This is a genomic window from Bifidobacterium moukalabense DSM 27321, from assembly GCF_000522505.1.
GTDB lineage: Bacteria > Actinomycetota > Actinomycetes > Actinomycetales > Bifidobacteriaceae > Bifidobacterium > Bifidobacterium moukalabense.
The window spans coordinates 39,955-57,557 of the sequence record NZ_AZMV01000004.1; the positions used below are offsets into that span (position 1 = coordinate 39,955).

General features: G+C 61.1%; 17 protein-coding genes and 1 tRNA gene. 15 read left to right on the forward strand and 3 right to left on the reverse strand.

Annotated elements, in window-relative coordinates; all coding sequences use genetic code 11:
* Positions 1-118: 118 nt before the first annotated feature.
* From rpsA to pyk, 5 genes are all read left to right on the forward strand, one after another.
* Positions 119-1,591: a 30S ribosomal protein S1 gene (rpsA, locus tag BMOU_RS04185; protein ID WP_034875192.1), complete on the forward strand. Its 1,473-nt coding sequence runs from the start codon at positions 119-121 to the stop codon at positions 1,589-1,591.
* Between the two features lie 149 nt (positions 1,592-1,740).
* A complete protein-coding gene (gene coaE, locus BMOU_RS04190) occupies positions 1,741-2,427 on the forward strand; it encodes a dephospho-CoA kinase (protein ID WP_081738491.1) in 687 nt (228 codons plus the stop codon).
* Positions 2,428-2,432: 5 nt separating this feature from the next.
* A complete protein-coding gene (gene uvrB, locus BMOU_RS04195; RefSeq protein ID WP_034875196.1) occupies positions 2,433-4,544 on the forward strand; it encodes an excinuclease ABC subunit UvrB in 2,112 nt (703 codons plus the stop codon).
* A 39-nt stretch (positions 4,545-4,583) separates the two neighbouring features.
* Entirely contained in the window at positions 4,584-5,567 is a 984-nt protein-coding gene (locus BMOU_RS04200; protein ID WP_034875199.1) for a TerC/Alx family metal homeostasis membrane protein, read from the forward strand.
* A 173-nt stretch (positions 5,568-5,740) separates the two neighbouring features.
* A complete protein-coding gene (gene pyk, locus BMOU_RS04205) occupies positions 5,741-7,183 on the forward strand; it encodes a pyruvate kinase (RefSeq protein WP_034875200.1) in 1,443 nt (480 codons plus the stop codon).
* Between the two features lie 130 nt (positions 7,184-7,313).
* Here the strand turns inward: pyk and BMOU_RS04210 are convergent, their stop codons facing one another.
* On the reverse strand, positions 7,314-7,922 hold the full coding sequence (locus BMOU_RS04210; RefSeq protein ID WP_034875202.1) for an NUDIX domain-containing protein: 609 nt from the start codon (positions 7,920-7,922) through the stop codon (positions 7,314-7,316).
* Between the two features lie 192 nt (positions 7,923-8,114).
* Here BMOU_RS04210 and BMOU_RS04215 point away from each other — a divergent pair.
* Positions 8,115-8,188: transfer RNA gene (locus BMOU_RS04215), tRNA-Leu, on the forward strand.
* Here BMOU_RS04215 and BMOU_RS11805 read toward each other — a convergent pair.
* Complete coding sequence (locus BMOU_RS11805) at positions 8,148-8,516, reverse strand: helix-turn-helix domain-containing protein (protein ID WP_412093563.1); 369 nt, start codon at positions 8,514-8,516, stop codon at positions 8,148-8,150. The two genes, BMOU_RS04215 and BMOU_RS11805, sit on opposite strands and share 41 nt — an antisense overlap.
* Before the next feature lie 154 nt (positions 8,517-8,670).
* Between BMOU_RS11805 and BMOU_RS04225 the strand changes: the two genes are divergently transcribed.
* Positions 8,671-8,925: an XRE family transcriptional regulator gene (locus BMOU_RS04225; protein ID WP_235143698.1), complete on the forward strand. Its 255-nt coding sequence runs from the start codon at positions 8,671-8,673 to the stop codon at positions 8,923-8,925.
* A gap of 494 nt (positions 8,926-9,419) precedes the next feature.
* Here BMOU_RS04225 and BMOU_RS11310 read toward each other — a convergent pair whose 3' ends face one another.
* Complete coding sequence (locus BMOU_RS11310; RefSeq protein WP_051428901.1) at positions 9,420-10,205, reverse strand: GNAT family N-acetyltransferase; 786 nt, start codon at positions 10,203-10,205, stop codon at positions 9,420-9,422.
* Between the two features lie 486 nt (positions 10,206-10,691).
* Here BMOU_RS11310 and BMOU_RS04235 point away from each other — a divergent pair, with 486 nt between their 5' ends.
* From BMOU_RS04235 to BMOU_RS04275, 8 genes are all read left to right on the forward strand, one after another.
* Positions 10,692-11,954: a helix-turn-helix domain-containing protein gene (locus BMOU_RS04235; RefSeq protein ID WP_051428902.1), complete on the forward strand. Its 1,263-nt coding sequence runs from the start codon at positions 10,692-10,694 to the stop codon at positions 11,952-11,954.
* Positions 11,951-12,457, forward strand: a complete 507-nt coding sequence (locus BMOU_RS04245) for a WhiB family transcriptional regulator (protein WP_034875207.1) — start codon at positions 11,951-11,953, stop codon at positions 12,455-12,457. The genes BMOU_RS04235 and BMOU_RS04245 overlap by 4 nt, the downstream gene beginning before the upstream one ends.
* Positions 12,458-12,555: 98 nt before the next feature.
* On the forward strand, positions 12,556-13,215 hold the full coding sequence (locus tag BMOU_RS04250; protein WP_034875208.1) for a ParA family protein: 660 nt from the start codon (positions 12,556-12,558) through the stop codon (positions 13,213-13,215).
* Positions 13,212-13,460, forward strand: a complete 249-nt coding sequence (locus BMOU_RS04255) for a hypothetical protein (protein ID WP_051428903.1) — start codon at positions 13,212-13,214, stop codon at positions 13,458-13,460. The genes BMOU_RS04250 and BMOU_RS04255 overlap by 4 nt, the downstream gene beginning before the upstream one ends.
* Before the next feature lie 284 nt (positions 13,461-13,744).
* On the forward strand, positions 13,745-13,984 hold the full coding sequence (locus BMOU_RS04260; protein ID WP_051428924.1) for a hypothetical protein: 240 nt from the start codon (positions 13,745-13,747) through the stop codon (positions 13,982-13,984).
* A gap of 16 nt (positions 13,985-14,000) precedes the next feature.
* Positions 14,001-14,846 carry a type IV secretion system protein gene (locus tag BMOU_RS04265; RefSeq protein WP_034875209.1) on the forward strand — a complete coding sequence of 282 codons (846 nt, stop codon included), beginning with the start codon at positions 14,001-14,003 and terminating at the stop codon, positions 14,844-14,846.
* 20 nt (positions 14,847-14,866) lie between these two features.
* Positions 14,867-15,217, forward strand: coding sequence for a PrgI family protein (locus BMOU_RS04270; RefSeq protein WP_034875210.1), 351 nt, complete (start codon positions 14,867-14,869; stop codon positions 15,215-15,217).
* 5 nt (positions 15,218-15,222) lie between these two features.
* Positions 15,223-17,601: a VirB4-like conjugal transfer ATPase, CD1110 family gene (locus tag BMOU_RS04275; RefSeq protein ID WP_051428904.1), complete on the forward strand. Its 2,379-nt coding sequence runs from the start codon at positions 15,223-15,225 to the stop codon at positions 17,599-17,601.
* Positions 17,602-17,603 lie beyond the last annotated feature (2 nt).

Consider the following 17,603-nt stretch of genomic DNA (forward strand, 5'->3'; position numbering starts at 1 on the left):
AAATCCCGCTCGTTTTTGTGCATGGTCTCATGTAGACTAAAGCTTTGCGTGTGTTGTACGCGCACAATATAACTGAAGAACGATTTTATCCATCCACTATTTGTAAGAAACCAAATTAATGGCAGAGAACAATAACGAAGTCACCAAGGTCGCCATCAACGACATCGGCACCGAAGAGGACTTCATCAAGGCAGTCGATTCCACCATCAAGAACTTCGACGATGGTGATCTGGTCGAAGGTACCGTCGTCAAGGTCGATCACGACGAGGTGCTGCTCGACATCGGCTACAAGACCGAGGGCGTCATCCCCTCCCGTGAGCTTTCCATCAAGAAGGACGTTGATCCTGACGAAGTCGTCGAGGTTGGCGACACCATCGAGGCCCTTGTCGTCACCAAGGAAGACAAGGAAGGCCGTCTGATTCTGTCCAAGAAGCGTGCACAGTACGAGCGCGCCTGGGGCGACATCGAGAAGATCAAGGAAGCCGATGGCGTTGTCGAAGGCACCGTCATCGAAGCCGTCAAGGGCGGCCTCATCGTCGACATCGGCCTGCGTGGCTTCCTGCCGGCATCGCTGGTCGAAATGCGTCGCGTGCGCGACCTGTCCCCGTACATCGGCCAGAAGATCAAGGCCAAGATTCTCGAGCTCGACAAGAACCGCAACAATGTGGTCCTGTCCCGTCGCCAGTATCTTGAGGAGACCCAGTCCGAAGTGCGCGAGACCTTCCTGTCCCAGCTCAAGAAGGGCCAGATTCGCGAAGGCGTCGTGTCTTCCATCGTCAACTTCGGCGCATTCGTCGATCTGGGCGGTGTCGACGGCCTGATCCACGTTTCCGAGCTGTCCTGGAAGCACATCGACCATCCGTCCGAGGTCGTCAAGGTCGGCGACAAGGTCACCGTCGAGGTGCTCGACGTCGATCTCGATCGCGAACGTATCTCCCTGTCCCTCAAGGCCACCCAGGAAGATCCGTGGCAGCGTTTCGCCCGCACCCACGTTCCTGGCCAGATCGTCAAGGGCAAGGTCACCAAGATCGTTCAGTTCGGTGTCTTCATCTCCGTCGAGGACGGCATCGAAGGCCTCGTGCATATCTCCGAGCTGGCCAACCGCCACGTGGAGAACCCGGAGACCGTCGTCAAGCCGGGCGAGGAGGTCTTCGTCAAGGTGATCGACGTCGATCTCGATCGTCGCCGCATCTCCCTGTCCCTCAAGCAGGCCAACGACTCCGTCGATCCGGCTTCCGAGGACTTCGATCCGGCTCTGTACGGCATGCCGGCGGAGTACGACGAGCAGGGCAACTACAAGTATCCGGAAGGCTTCGACCCGGCAACCAACGAATGGATCGCTGGCTACGAGAAGCAGCGTGAGGAGTGGGAGTCCCAGTACGCCGCCGCTCACGATCTGTGGGAGCAGCACAAGGCATTCGTTGCCAAGGAACTTGAGAACGCCGCGGCTTCCGCAGCCGAGGACGGTCAGGCTCCGAAGGAAGAGAAGGTCGAAGAGGTGTCCAACTACTCCTCCGAGAACACTTCCGCCGGCACCCTCGCCGACTCCGACCAGCTCGCCGCTCTGCGCGACCAGCTGCTCGGCAAGTGATCGGTCTGTACTGACGGGCGACCGTTAGACCGATGACTGTCAGGTCCCGCACCTTCGACAAGGTGCGGGACTTCTGTATTGTCCAGTCTCTTTCCGGACCATTATGACGGGGTATTGCCGCAAATCCCTTCGCCGTTTTTGAACGGAGCATGGCGGAATCGAGGACATCCACCTCCCCATGGGTGTCCGTTCGACTCGGCACAATGGCAAGTGTGACGATTCGAATTGGTCTGACCGGCGGCATCGCGGCCGGCAAAAGCACGGTAGCCGCTCATCTGCGTGACTTGGGTGCATTCCTTATCGATTACGACGAGCTCGCCCGGGAGGTGGTCGCTCCGGGGAGTGAGGGGTTGCAGCGAATCGTCGATTGCTTCGGCGCCGATGCATTGGATGGGCGTGGCGGGTTGAACCGTACGTGGATGGCGGAACGCGTGTTTTCCGATCAGGTCTCGGAAGGGATGCGGAAGCGACTTGACGACATCGAGCATCCGTTGATCTATCAGTTGGCGCTACGCAGGGAACGCGAGGCGACCGCGATGGATCCGCAGGCCGTGATCGTGCATGATGTCCCACTGCTGGCTGAGGTCATCGATGCCATGCCGATGCGTTTCGACCATATCGTCACCGTCGAAGCGCCGGCGGACGTGCGCGTGCGACGTATGATGATGACCCGGGGCATGAGCGCGGAACAGGCGCGGGCGCGCATCCGCCACCAATCCTCCGAACGGGAGCGTGAGGCCATCGCCGATGCGGTGATCGACGCCACGCAAAATATAGAACACATGTTCGAACATATTGATAGACTGTACGCACAGTGGTGTTCGGAAGCGAGGTAGCCGGCATGGGATTCGAAATCGAACGTGTGAACAAGCCTTTCGTGGTCAAGTCACCGTATCGGCCGTCAGGTGACCAGCCGAAGGCCATCGAGGAGCTGGCGACCCGTATCGAGAACGGTGAGAACGATGTGGTGCTCATGGGTGCCACGGGTACCGGCAAAACCGCCACCACCGCATGGCTGATCGAACGTCTGCAACGTCCGACCCTCATCATCGAGCCGAACAAGACGCTTGCCGCACAGCTGTGCGCCGAATTTCGCGAGCTCATGCCCGATAATGCGGTGAGTTATTTCGTCTCCTACTACGACTACTACCAACCCGAAGCCTATATTCCGCAGACCGATACCTACATCGAAAAGGATTCCAACATCAATGACGATGTGGAACGGCTGCGTCATGCGGCCACCGCCAACCTGCTGACCCGCCGTGATTGCGTGGTCGTGGCGACGGTCTCCTGCATCTACGGCTTGGGAACCCCTGAGGAGTACGCCGGTCGTATGCTGTTCCTCAAGGAAGGCCAGCAGATAGACCGTGACGAGTTGTTACGCAAATTCGTGGCGATGCAGTACAAGCGCAATGACATCGCCTTCACTCGCGGCACTTTCCGGGTGCGCGGCGACACCGTCGAGATCATTCCGGTATACGAGGAACTTGCCATCCGTATAGAATTCTTCGGAGACGAGATCGATCGGATCTCCACCCTGCACCCTTTGACCGGTGATGTGATCGATCATGAGTCGCAGGTGCATATCTTCCCGGCCTCGCACTACGTGGCGGGTCCCGAGCGTATGGAGCGTGCGCTGACCACCATCAAGGAGGAACTTGATCGGCGCGTGGCCGAATTGCGTCGGCAAGGCAAGGAACTCGAGGCCCAACGCCTTACCATGCGCACCACATATGATCTGGAAATGCTCACCCAGGTGGGTGTATGTTCCGGGGTGGAGAATTACTCCCGTCATTTCGATGGGCGTGAACCCGGCACCCCGCCCCATACCCTGCTTGATTTCTTTCCCGACGACTTTTTGCTGGTCATCGACGAATCGCATGTCACCGTACCCCAGATCGGCGCCATGTACGAGGGGGATGCCAGTAGAAAGCGCACCTTGGTGGAGCATGGTTTTCGCCTCCCCTCCGCGATGGACAATCGTCCGCTCAAATGGCCGGAGTTCCTGCAGCGTGTCGGCCAGACCGTATATTTGTCCGCAACGCCAGGTGATTACGAACTGGGCCTTAGCGACGGCGTGGTGGAGCAGATCATCCGTCCGACCGGGCTTGTCGACCCGAAAATCGACGTGCGGCCCGTGGAAGGGCAGGTCGACGATCTTCTTGCGGAAATCAAGGATCGCGTGGCGAGGAACGAACGTACGCTCGTCACTACGCTTACCAAGAAGATGGCCGAAGACCTTACCGACTATCTGCTGGAACGAGGCATCAGGGTCGAATACCTGCATTCCGACGTCGATACGTTGCGTCGGGTCGAACTGTTGCGTGAATTGCGCGAGGGCAAGATCGACGTCATCGTCGGCATCAATCTGCTGCGAGAAGGCCTTGATCTGCCGGAGGTCTCGTTGGTGGCGATTCTCGATGCCGACAAGGAAGGATTCCTGCGTTCCTACCGTTCGCTGATCCAGACCATCGGGCGTGCCGCACGAAACGTGTCCGGAACGGTGGTCATGTATGCCGACGACGTAACGGAAGCCATGCACAAGGCCATTGATGAGACCAACCGTCGTCGTGATATCCAGATCGCCTACAACAAGGAACATGGCATCGATCCGAAGCCATTGATCAAGAAGATCAGCGACGTCAACGACATGCTCGCCAAGGAGGACGTCGATACGCAGACCCTGCTTGGCACCGGCTACCGCAATGCCGACAAGGCGGGAAACTCGCACCTGGGTGTGCCGACCTTCGACAGGAACGAATCCGACAAGCGTCATGAGGAGATACTGAAAGCCGGTCTGCCGGCGCAGGATCTCGCCGACCTTATCCGTCAGCTCTCCGAACAGATGCATACGGCGGCCGAGCAGCTCCAATTCGAGCTCGCGGCACGCCTGCGTGATGAAATCAAGGACCTGAAAAAGGAACTACGGCAGATGACCGAGGCCAGCAAGTGATATCCGGCCGGTCATGTGGCTTACGTACCATGAGGAATTATGGCTGAAACCCCTCTTGCTTTCATGTGCGTCACATTTGTGGTGCTCGCTGTTTTCTTCGTCGTCGATTTGTTCGTGATCGGTCGAAAGCCTCATGTGCCATCCACCGGGGAATGCGTGCGGCATATCGCGTTCTTCGTGGTCATGGCATTGATCTTCGGCGGGTTGATGTGGTATTTCGCAGGTGCCAAGCCGGCCATCGAGTTCTATTCGGGTTGGCTTACCGAATACTCGTTAAGCATCGATAATCTGTTCGTGTTCGTCATCATCATGTCGAACTTCGCCGTACCGAAGAAACTGCAGAAGTTCGTACTGTCCGTCGGCATCGCCGTCGCCCTCGTGCTGCGCGGATGCTTCATTCTGGTCGGTGCGGCCATCATCTCCCGCTTCACGTGGGTGTTCTTCCTGTTCGGCGCATTTCTCATCGTCACCGCCGTCAAACTCGTCGCAGGTGAGGAGGAAGACGAGGAATATCATGAGAATGGTCTGATTCGTGCGTTGCGCAAGGTCATCAGGATCACCGACGAATACGACGGTGAGAAGCTGCGCACCGTGAAGAACGGCGTTGCATATTGGACGCCGATGCTCATCGTGTTCCTGACCATCGGCACCACGGATGTGATGTTCGCCTTCGATTCGATCCCGGCCATCTTCGGACTGACCAAGGATCCTTTCATCGTGTTCACCTCCAACGTGTTCGCTCTGCTCGGACTGCAGCAGCTGTATTTCCTGCTTGGAGAGCTGCTTGACAAACTGGTGTATCTGCCGCTTGGCTTGTCCATCGTGCTCGGCTTCATCGGCGTGAAACTCATCATGGAGGCCCTGCACGGCAATTCCTTGCCGTTCGTCAACGGTGGAAGGCCGATCTCCTGGGTTCCCGAAGTGCCGACATGGCTGTCTCTGGCCGTGATCGTCGTGGCCATCGGAGGATCCGCGCTGGCCAGTGTGCTGAAGATGCGATCCGTGGAGGCCAATGCGCGATGACCGGTCGGCGAACAGTGTGAAAACTGGGGTTTTCATTCTCCCGAAAGAAATGTGAGCGCTCACAACACACCTCGGTCCGGGGTGGAAGTGAGCGCTATTTGCTAGTAGACTATGCCATTGGAAACAGGGTCGTCAGATCCAAATCAAGTTAAAACAGGAATAGGCAGGCATACATGCGTAAAGCCAAGATCGTAGATACCATCGGTCCCGCTACCGAGTCTCTGGAAGGCATCACCAGCCTCGTCGAAGCCGGTATGGACGTCGCTCGTCTGAACCGCTCCCACGGCACTCCGGAAGATCATCTGAAGGTCTACAACAACCTTCGTGCCGCCGCCAAGGCCACCGGTCGCAACGTTGCTGCACTGGTCGATCTGCAGGGTCCGAAGATCCGCTGCGGTTGGTTCAAGAAGAACGCCGAGGGCGAGGACAAGGTCCAGCTGACCGAAGGCCAGGAATTCATCATCACCACCGACGACATCGAAGGCGACGAGCATATCACCTCCACCACCTTCAAGGGTCTGCCGGGCGATTGCCATGCCGGCGACCCGATTCTGATCGACGACGGCAAGGTCCGTCTCGAGGTCACCAAGGTCGAGGGCAACAACGTGCATACCAAGGTTGTCGTGGCCGGACCGGTTTCCAGCCATAAGGGCATCAACCTGCCGGGCGTCGCCGTGTCCCTGCCGGCCCTGACCGAGAAGGATGAGGCCGACCTGCGTTGGGCCATCAAGACCGGTGCCGACATCATTGCCATGTCCTTCGTTCGTTTCGCCACCGACATCGACCGCGCCCACGAGATCATGGATGAGGAAGGCCGCCGTATTCCGGTCGTTGCCAAGATCGAGAAGCCGCAGGCTCTCGAGAACCTCGAAGAGATCGTCAAGGCCTTCGACGGCATCATGGTCGCCCGTGGCGACATGGCCGTCGAGTGCCCGCTGGAAGAGGTTCCGCTGGCCACCAAGCGCTGCATCGAGCTCGCTCGTCAGTACGCCAAGCCGGTCATCGTGGCCACTGAGGTTCTCGGCTCCATGGTCAACTCCCCGGTTCCGACCCGCGCGGAGGCCTCCGACTGCGCCAACGCTATTCTCGATGGCGCCGACGCCACCATGACCTCCAACGAGACCGCTGTCGGCAAGTACCCGGCGGTTACCGTGAACACCATGAGCCGTATCTCCGCCTTCGCCACCGAGCACGGTTTCGACCGTATTCCGGAGCTGAAGAACCTGGATATGTCCAGCACCGGCGCAGTGTCTTCCGCCGCCGTCGACCTGGCCGACAAGCTCAACGCCAAGGCCATCGTTGCCTACACCCAGACCGGTTCCACCGTGCATCGCGTGTCCCGCGAACGTCCGGCCACCCCGATCTATGGCATCACCAACAATGAGCATACCTACCACTGGCTGGCCCTGTCTTGGGGCACCGAGTCCTTCCTGCTCGACGAGGATTACCATGACAAGTCCCGCAAGGACCTGATGATCTTCACCGACAAGATCCTCAAGGATGCCGGTAAGGTAGCCGACGGCGACAAGATCGTCGTGCTGAGCTCCGCCCAGGGCGAACATCAGCCGGGACGTACCGATTCCATCTATGTCCACACCGTTGGCGCGTGCGACTGAGTTGCGGAAACGGTCGACTGACTGATTGACATAAGAGGGGCTTCTTCCAAAGGAATCTTGGAAGAAGCCCCTCTTATATGTGCTGGGGATTTTCTGAAAAATCGCACGTGTGTAGTGCATTGACTGGAAGCTACTCGTTCAGTCCCTCGATCAGATTATCCGGTCCACAGTGCAGACGCAGAATAGCGATGATGGTTTTGGCGTCGACGATCGTGCCGTTGACCACCATGTCGTATGCCTCATCCAACGGGAAAAGACGCACCTCTGCACGGGGTGTTTCCGGACCGAGCTTGCTGCGGTCGGATGGCGACAGTCCTGTGGCCAGAAACAGCGCCGTATGCTGAGTGGAGAAGCTCGGCGTATTGATGAAACGGGAGAACTGGGTGAATTTTTCCGCCTCGAAGCCGGCCTCCTCCCGTAGTTTGCGTGCGGCCACCTCCAGTGGGCGCTCATCGGGGGAGAGGGCGTGCCCCGCCGGAATCTCCAGTGTCCAACGATGGGTTGGGATACGGTATTGCTCCACCAGTGGAATCTGTCCGTCTTCGGTGACGGCAAGTACTCCAACGGTGTCGCCGCCATTCTCTTGAACCAGATAACGTTCGAAATGGCCGACTTCGGACGAATTGAACGCGACATGATCCACATTGAAATAATGACTTGCGACGATTTGCTTGCGAACCTCTTCCTTGACCGGAGCGGTACGCCAAGGATCGAAGCGACGATATGTCTCATTGCTCATATGTGCCCTCCTTACAGGGGATGTGCAATCACTTGCCATTGTAAGCCGAAAACGGCCGATAACGTAGCATTCGAAATACGTTCCATGAAGTGAACGATCGTATGGATCGTGACGAAAAAACACGCGACACCACCGAAGATTTTGTGAGATTGCGTTCATGTGTTACAGTCCCATAATTGTGTGCACGTGCACGCCCCTGTATCCCAATTGGTAGAGGAAGCAGCCTCAAAATCTGCGCAGTGTGGGTTCGAGTCCCACCGGGGGCACCGGCGCCGCGAACGGCCTCGGACGGGCGACACCCGCCGGGGCCGTCCCGTTTCCCTCGGTCTCGGACCTGACCAGATGGCGGGGTGTCCCGGTGTTTACAAGAATATCTTGCTGGTCTTGGTTCTTTTTCATGCCGAGCTCGCTCATGAATACATCATTCATGAGTTCGTCGGGCGTAGTGTCCAGGAAATTTGCGGTATTGACTAAATCGGAAACAGACCAAGCACTTTTCCCTGCAAGTTTCACTGAGATTGTCGATCTTTTCACACCGAGGTACTTCGCTAGGTCGGTCTGATTAAGTCCCTTTGCGGCCAACCGTATCTTCACATTGAAAGATATTGCCTTTTCGACTTGGTTTGCATCTAGGCCAATTTTTTGGCATGACGTCAGAAGAGGTCATTTCTGTCCATTCCTCGCATGTGATTGTTCAGATACAACACGAGCTTATCTCATTGACTTGCGTTTAATCAAATTCAACACTATGGTGTTGAATATGATTGAACAAACAGACGAAGAAGAAAACATAACCATGAAGGAATGGTTGAAACGGGAACGCATCTCGTATCGATTCCTTGCGTCTGAGATGAATCAATCGCCCGGTGGTATATGCAGGAAGGTCAATGGTCAAGTTCCATGGAGTCTCGAGGATCTTGTCTGGCTTCGCGAGAATTACGGACTTTCCTATGACTTTGTGATTGATACCACGCCGCATCAGCTGCCGATGGAGGTGGTGTGATGGCTTGATTTCTTTTCCGTTTGAACGATATGAAAAAGAAATGTCCGGTTCCGAACTGGACCCCGGAACCGGACGGTGCAATCAATAACCCGAACGTCGTGCGCCTGAGTCTTTACCAGGATTCCCGTCGCGCGCCGTCCAATCATTGTCTGGAGTAGTGATCACACATGAACGACTCTATCAAGCCCTCCCGTATGTCTTGCCCCGCACCATCCGAGTGTATCCGGGATTTTCACGTCCGGGTTTGGACGCGGGGGAACAATTGTGAAGATTTGATGGCCGACGTCGCCCGCCAGGATGGCAGGGCCATCCGATACCTGCGCCGCGGATGGTGTCCGGCGACGATGATGGCGCATCCGTCGATGGAGGGGAGGCGGCCGTGAACCGGCCGCCGTCCGTGGAAGGAGGACCGAATGAACATCACTGCTGGTGACGGGGCAGCCTTGTCGGCCGGGTCCGGCGCGGGCGGATCCTTCGATCCGGTGTCCGATGCATCATGCGATGGTGTCGATCTTCGGGGCCTCTCCGGTGCCGTCAAGCCGGATAATGCTGTTGTGGTCTTCGGTGGATGCTTCGACGGCGGGGTGCGGACATTGACCGACGCGCAGGGCCGCGCCATGCGTTTTCGCGAGTACCTTGAACGCCCAGGCGGAGTATCCCTCGGTCTGTTCCCTGTGGAACGTGACGCCGCCGGTGACGGGCTTCCCGTCGCATGTGAACTGAAGCACCATGCTGACGTCCGTGTCGAGGACTGTATGGCCCGCTTTCTCGTTGAGGTGTCTCGCACCATCGTTGGTGGGGATGCTGAGCATGAGCAGCGCGTGGTGCTCACGCGCCCAGGCGTCGCAGTATCCCTTGATCTGGAGTCCGATGCCTTTGCCCCGGCATTCCCTTCTCACGGCGATGGCCTCGGTGACGCATACCCGCTCTCGGACCACCTGTGCGGCATTCTCCCAACCGTTGGCGGCGAATCCGGCTGCCTCCTCTATCGCTGGTCGGACGAAGGCACCGCCTATAAGGCGGCCCTCGGACCACAGCCCGATCAGGGTCGGCCTGAGCGTGCCGTCGTCCTCGACGAGGGGATCTGGGATCGAGCCGTTCCAGCGATGCTCGATTTCTTCGGACAGGAACGACCAGACCTCCTGTGCCTCCGCCTCGTCGCGCACGGGCCAGCCGACTGGTATGAGCGGATCTACACGCTGAACTCGTGCCGCACGGCGCAGCGGATTCTTGATTCCGTCTCCGATGCCGGGGGAGGTGGTGCGATGGTCTGATCCCATTTGAAATTCTCTTTCTCCGCAACCGATAAAAGAAAATGCCCCGTTCCCGATGTCGGAGCGTCGGGGACGGGCGGTGCAACCAATATTCCGAGTGGCCGCGGGTCCCGTATCCTGCCGGATCCCGGTCCGTGGCCGCTCAATGCATTGTCTGGAGTAGTGATCACGCATGAACGACTTTATCAGGTCATCCCGTATGTCTTGCTCCGTGTCCAACGGTAGCCGTGATACGCGCATCCCGGTTTGGACATGGGGGGAGCGGGCGTGAGGATGCGGTGGGCGATGCCGCCCGCCGGGATGAGGCCGCCGCCCGTATGGCGGCGATGATGGCGCATCCGTCGATGGAAGGGAGGCGGCCGTGAATTGGCTGCTGATTGTGCTAGTCGCGTTTGATGGGCTGATGGTGTTCGCCCTGTGCAGGGCCGCCCGCATGGGTGACGACATGGCCATGCAGGGCCATGAGGGGCGCCGGCGTGATGGGAGGGGAAGATGAGCAACATCGCATTATCCTGGGCGTACAGGTGCCATGTGGGCAACGCTCCCGCCAAGGCCGTGCTCGTCTATCTCGCGGACCGTGCCTCCGACGACGGCACCGCCGCGTTCCCGAAGATCGACACCATCGTCGCCGTCACCGAGTTCAGCGAATCATCGGTGCGCAAGAGCCTGCGCCTGTTGCAGGAGCGTGGCTTCATCCGCAAGGGCGACCAACGCTACGCGCGCATCGGCACGAGGGGCAGGGACCGTCTGCCCCAATACTGCCAGATCGTGTGGGATCTGGCGGTGGAATCCGATCCCGCCACGCTGGTGTGGATCGAGGAGACCCACCGGTCGGAGCGTGATCCCTCCACCATGGGCGGGAAGGATCCCGCGGCCGGGATCGTGCCCCGTAATACGGAAACATGCGGACTCGTCGAGGAAAACGTTGGAAACAAGCCGGTTCCCAGCACTGTACCACGTACAGGGCTGGAAAAACAGGCACAATCGGCGGAAGCGTCCAGGAGGGAGCCGGTGCCGCACGTGGTGCATACCCAGCCCTGTACCAGGTACAGTGCCAGCCCTGTACCACGTACAGTGCTGCCTTATAAAGGATTAACCCAACAGGCTAACCCTCCGAGTTTCCCCTCTGCCCCTACGGGGCATCTCCCCGCAGGCGGGGCGACCGCCGGCACACACGAACCCACGACCGAAGCCGGACCGTCCGGAGGCGATGGGATCGCGGCGTCCGTGGGCCGGGTGCTGGACTCGCTCGCGGAACGCCGTTCGAGGCTCGGCCTGTCCACGCCGGAACCGACCAGGGCGGACCGCAACGCCCTGGACCGCCTGCATCGGCGGCTGGCCGCGGCCGGCGAGAAACGGCCCGCCGAGGCGATGATCGAGGCGATCGGCTTCGCCGCGGACGGCGACTGGTGGCCCAGGCGCGTCCGTACCGGCCGCCAGCTCGCCGCCCGCTGGGAGGAACTCATCGACGACATGACCCTCACGGCCGGACCCGCCGTGCCGGCGCATCCGCCGGAAGGGTCCGGCTCGTCGGCGGGACCGGGAACGGGGCCGAGGGATGAATGCTCGGCGGCCGGATTCTCGGATTTCGTGCTGCGCAATCCGCAGCTGACCGGCGACGCCGACCTGCTCTGGCGACTGCAGGCCGCCTACTGGCGTAACGCCGGTCTCGGCCACGGCCGGGCGATCCAGGCCGTCACCGAGCTCGGACGGACCTGGACGGAGCGGCCGGAATCCCAGGGGGTGCGATCATGACCGGCGTCGGCATCACCCCGCCCTGCGCCAGAATCGCCGATCGGGATCCCGGCATGGCCGACCGCATGTGGAACACCACGTGCGGGCCCGACGGCGATGAGCTGATCGACCGCGACATGCGCCGCAAGGGCCGGGAACTGTGCGCCGCATGCCCCTTACGGCTCGACTGCATCAGCCGGGCCCTCGTCAACGGGTGGAAGGACGGGAGCGTGTACGGCGGCCTCGACTACACCGGCCGGTGGGCGTTGGCCAGGCTGATCGGCGCCGACCTCGGCATCGGCGTCAATGGCCTGCATCGGCTCGACCGGCAGCGGATCCATGACTGGCTGGCCGTCCATCCCGACTGGCCGCGCCGCATGAGGCTGGTCGGCGCGGGCTACTGGCGGCAGGCCAAACGCCGGCAGCGCTCACGCGTGGCCCGCCCCGACATCCCGCCGGTGCCGCCGGAACGCCGGCGCACGCAACCCATACCCACGGGCATGGTCCAGGGAGTCCTTTTCTGACCGGCCCGCCACTGGCCCGGAAGGTAAAGGGCCACGGCATATACCGAAATACCGAAAAACCGGGATGCCGAATTACCGGGTGACCGAAAGGAATGCACATGATCGAGAGGAAGAACGACGGGCCGGCGGTGATCGCGTTGGCGAACGGCAAGGGCGGCAGCATGAAGACCACGTCGGCCGTGTTCCTGGCCTGCGCCCTCGCGGACCAGGCCCGGGGCGAACAGCGCGTACTGGTGGCCGACGCGGACGTGCAGGGCGACGTGAAGGACTGGTGGTACCGTGCCGGCGAACTGGGGGAGCCGTTGCCGTTCGACGTGCTCAGCGCCAGTCCCGCCGACCTCACCCATCTGCGCGATGCCGCCGCCGGACTCGGCGGCGAGGCCGTAAGCTGGATCCTCATCGACGCCGCGCCCTACGGGCGTGCCCTGGACGAGGCGCTGAGGGCCGCCGACTTCGTGGTCATCCCATCGGGTCCCAGCCGCATCGACCTCGACCAGGCCGCCGGCGTGCAGGACCTATGTACCATGAGGGGCATCCCGAACGCCATACTGCTGTGCCGTACCGAAGCCAACACCCTTGCACTGCGCGAGGCCCTGGAATGGATCGACCGGGAACGCCGGGCCCGCTTCGACGCCCTGATCCGCAAACGCCAGGACATCCTCAATGCCAAACCGACCCGCCCGCACGGCGCCGGACTGCACGAATACCGTGACGCGGCGGGCGAGATCAAACAGCTCATGGGGGAGGCCATCCGATGAGGAACATGGCCCTGACGCCCCGAGCGCGCGACCTGACCGCCCTGCTCAATACCGGAACACCGAAAAACCGGAATACCGAAAAACCGAAGGAACGGAGTGCCGGGGACGGCGGCATGTGGGTGAAGACCAGCGTGAGCCTGCGGGCGGAGACCCGGCGCAGGCTCAGGACCTACGCCGCCGAACACGACATGCGTATCCAGGAAGTGATGGAGGACGCATTGGCCTCCTACCTGTCCCGGCAATGAAGGAAGGGAAAACGATGAACGATCTCGGTCAGGATCAGGAACTCGCCGACCTGCTCGACTCGCCGCATGCCATGGTGAACGCGGTGCCGCGCGGCACTGTTCCTGATCCTCGCCGTGGTCTTCGCATGCATCATCCTCGCCTCCTGAAAAAAGGGCCCGTTCCCTCGCTCCGGATGTCCAAACCACGCCGTTCCGCGCGGCCATACCGTGGACATGTCATCGGAAAACCATTGAAAGGAAACACCATGTCCGAGACCATCATCCTCGCCGCGTGGGCCGGGAACATGCTCCTCGCCCAGTCCGTCACCCTCGCGGAGAACAGCGGCAACCTGGTGAACAGCGCATTGTCCCTGTTCAGCCAGTTCGCGATCATCGGCGGCGGCCTGTGGGCCGTGTGGGGCGTCATCATCCTTGCCGGCGGCCTGAAGGACCAGAACGGCCCGGCGACCCAGGCGGGCGTGTGGCAGGTCGTCGGCGGCGGTCTGATCATCGCCGCGGCCGCCCTGTTCTCCAGCATCGTCTAGGCAAGGACCGTCACTCATGGTCGATTTCATCGTCGGCATCCTCAACGCCATCGGGTCGGGCGTGGGCGACGACATCATCGCCCAACTGCTCAAGACGCCCGCCCAGTACAGCTCCGAAATGTATGGGCTGAGCCTGTCGGTCGCCCGCACCGCCGTCAAACCGGTGGCGAGCACGGTCCTGGCGATCATGTGCGTGCTGGAGATCGCCAGGGTCAGCACCAGGGCCGACGGGGATCGTGAGCTCGGCGTGAAGCTCATCGCCATGGCGATGTTCAAACTCGTCCTGGTGTTCACCGCGGCCCAGCATTGCGAGCTCATGCTCAAGGCCATCGACGAGATCGGACGGTCCGTGATGAGCGGCATCCACACCGCGGCCCCCACCACCGGGACGGCGGCCGGCGCGGGCTTGGGCGACAGCATGAGGAGCGCCATCGAGTCGGCCGGAGCGTTCGGGCAGATCCCATGCCTGATCCTGCTGATCATCCCGTTCCTCGTCTCCAAGGGCGCGACCATCGTCGTGACCGTCGTGGTCCTCCTGCGTTTCGTGCAGATCTACCTGCTGACCGCGTTCAACCCCCTGCCCATCGCTTTCATCGCGCAGGAGGAGACCCGGCAGTGGGGCATAAACTACTTCAAACAGTATGCAAGCGCGGTGTTCCAATGCGCGACCCTTTACCTGGCGATCGTCCTGTACCGCGCGTTCGTCGGATCGGTTGCCGCCCCGCAGTCCTTCCATGACGGCGACAGCCTGTCGGGCTGGGTCCTGAGCAACTTCACGGGCCTGCTCCTGGCAAGCGTGATGCTGATCGGCATCGTCATGGCGTCCAACAGCGCCGCCAAACGACTCTTCGGCGGCGAATAAAGAAGAAAGGAACACCGATCATGGCTTTGCAGATGCCCGTCTACCGTGAGATCAGCACCATCGAATCGAAGGTCTTCATGGGCATGAGCTGGCGGCAGTGCCTCGCCGCCATCGTCCTGGCCGTCGTATGCGGGGGAGGCTACCTGGGCATGTGGCTCGGCCTGGGATGGGATCCGAACCTGTGCATGTACCTGATCTTCCCGCCAGGCCTGCCCATCGCCGCATGGGGGTGGGCCCGCCCCAAGGGGCTCATGCCCGAGAAATACCTGAAATATGTGTGGCGGCATTACGTGACCCGCGAGATCTACACGCTGGACGGGCCCTCCCGTCCCTTCAGGACCGCCGGCAGACCGTCGATCAAGGAAAGGTGACAAAGATGACCATGCTCCCGATGAAGGCCAGGGACCGGTCCGACACGAAGGACTCCCGCAGGAGGAGAACGGCGCGCAGGCCGAAAGGCGTCAAACAGCTCATCGGCTACGATTCCATGCTGCGCAACGGCATCGCCCACCTTGGCGGCGACCGGTGGAGCGCGAGCATCGCGTTCAGGGACATCAACTACCAACTCAGCCCGGAGGCTCATCAGATGGAGATCATCGACAAGTGGGCCAGGGTGATCAACAGCTTCGACGCCGGCCAGAGCGTGCAGATCGCCTCCTACACGCGCAGCCGCGGCGTGCGCGAGATCCTGGCCGACGTGATGATGGACGAGCACGGCGACGGGCTCGACGAGTACCGTCGGGACTACAACCGGCTCGCCGAAGGCAAGCTGGAGTCGGTCAGCCGCGACACGAGCACGATCAAGATCATGACCGTGACCATCACGGAGAACGACCGGCAGGCCGCCTGCGCCACGTTGAACGCGTTGTGCAACAACCTCGTGGCCCAGTTGCGCAACATCGACGAATGCGCCGCCATACGCCTCGACCGGGCCCACCGGCTTCGGCTCATGGCCGAGGTGTTGAGGCCGGGGGAGTCCTTCACGTTCGATGAACGCCGGTTCGCCCACCAGCCCGGCCAGCCCGACACGAAGGACCTCGTATGCCCGTGGAGCATCGACGCGAGGAAACCCGACCGGCTCGACGTCGAATCCATGGATTCCTCCTTCCTGCACCGTACCATGTGGGTGTCGTCCCTGCCCCCGGAACTGTCGGACCAGCTGGTCAACGACCTGACCGGTCTGAGGGCGCGCGTCGATGTGAGCATCCACCTCGCTCCCATGGACCGCGGCGACAGCATGACCCGCGTGCGCCGTAAGAACGCCGAGATCAAGATGCAGATCATGGACCAGCGGCGCAGGAACCGCAAGCAGGGACTCGACCCCGACGACCTGCCCGACGATCTCGCGGACCAGCAGGAACAGCTCGGCCAGTTGAGGGACGAACTGCGCCAGACCAACCAGCGTCTCGTGGACTCGATCATCGTGATCGGCGTGAGCGCGGCGAGCGAGGAGGAGCTGGAACTCACGTGCAGGAACGTGCGCGCCAAGGTCAACGCCCACTCATGCAAGGCCGAAAGTCTCAAATTCATGCAGCTCGAAGGGCTGACCGCCGAACTGCCCCTGGGCGCCAACCCGCTGCCCATGACACGGACCCTGACCACCAATTCCGCGGCGATCCTGATCCCGTTCACCACGCAGGAGGTGTTCGAGCCGCACGGACTGTTCTACGGGTCGAACGCGCGGTCCGGCAATCCGATCCTGGCCGACCGGCGCAGCCACATGAACTCCAACGGGTTCGTGCTCGGCACGTCCGGCGGCGGCAAATCCTTCACCGTCAAGCAGGAGATCGCCGGCATGTTCCTCAACCGCGACGACGAGGTGATCGTCATCGACCCGGAACGCGAATACCTGCCCCTCGCGCAGGCGTTCGGCGGTCAGATCATCCCGATCAGCGCCGGCTCCGGCGCGCGCATCAACCCGTTGGACATCGTGTTGGACGAGACCGGCGACGGCGATCCCGTCAAGCAGAAGACCAACAACGTGGTGAGCATGATCGGCAGCCTGATCGGCGGCAACGAGGGTCTGGACCCGGTCGAGAAAAGCCTCGTCGACCGTGCCGCATTGAGCCTGTATGTCGCGTACCGTGACACGGGTGCGGGATCCTGGCAGCCCACGCTGCAGGATCTGCGCAGGACATTGGACGGCAGCGGCGAACCGGCGGGCCACGAGCTCGCGGTCGCGCTCGACAGCTACACCTCCGGCTCCCTGTCGGGATTCAACGGGCAGACCAACGTGAACCTGTCCAACAGGCTCACCGTGTTCGACGTGTCCGGGCTGACCGGCGAACTGCGTACGTTCGGGATGATGGTCGTCATCGATCAGGTGTGGAACCGGGTGATCCGCAACCGTGCCGCGGGCCGGCGCACCTGGCTGTACATCGACGAGTTCCACCGGTTCTTCGGCAACCAGTACTCGGCCGGCCAGTTCAAGGACATCTACAAGAGGGCGCGCAAGTATGGTCTCGGCGTGACCGGCATCACGCAGAACATCGATGAGCTGCTCCTGGACCAGGACGCCAGCATGATGCTGTCCAATTCCGACTTCCTGATGCTGCTGAGCCAGAACGGCAGCGACGCCGACTCGTTGTGCGAACTGTTGAAGCTCTCCGAGGAGCAGCGCCAGTACTTCACCGGCGTGATGCCCGGCCAGGGGCTGATGAAGATCGGCAACGCCTATGTGCCGTTCGACGGGCGGATCCCGTCCGGCGGGCTCCTGTACAACCTGTATTCCACCAGCTTCGATGACAGGAGGTAGGC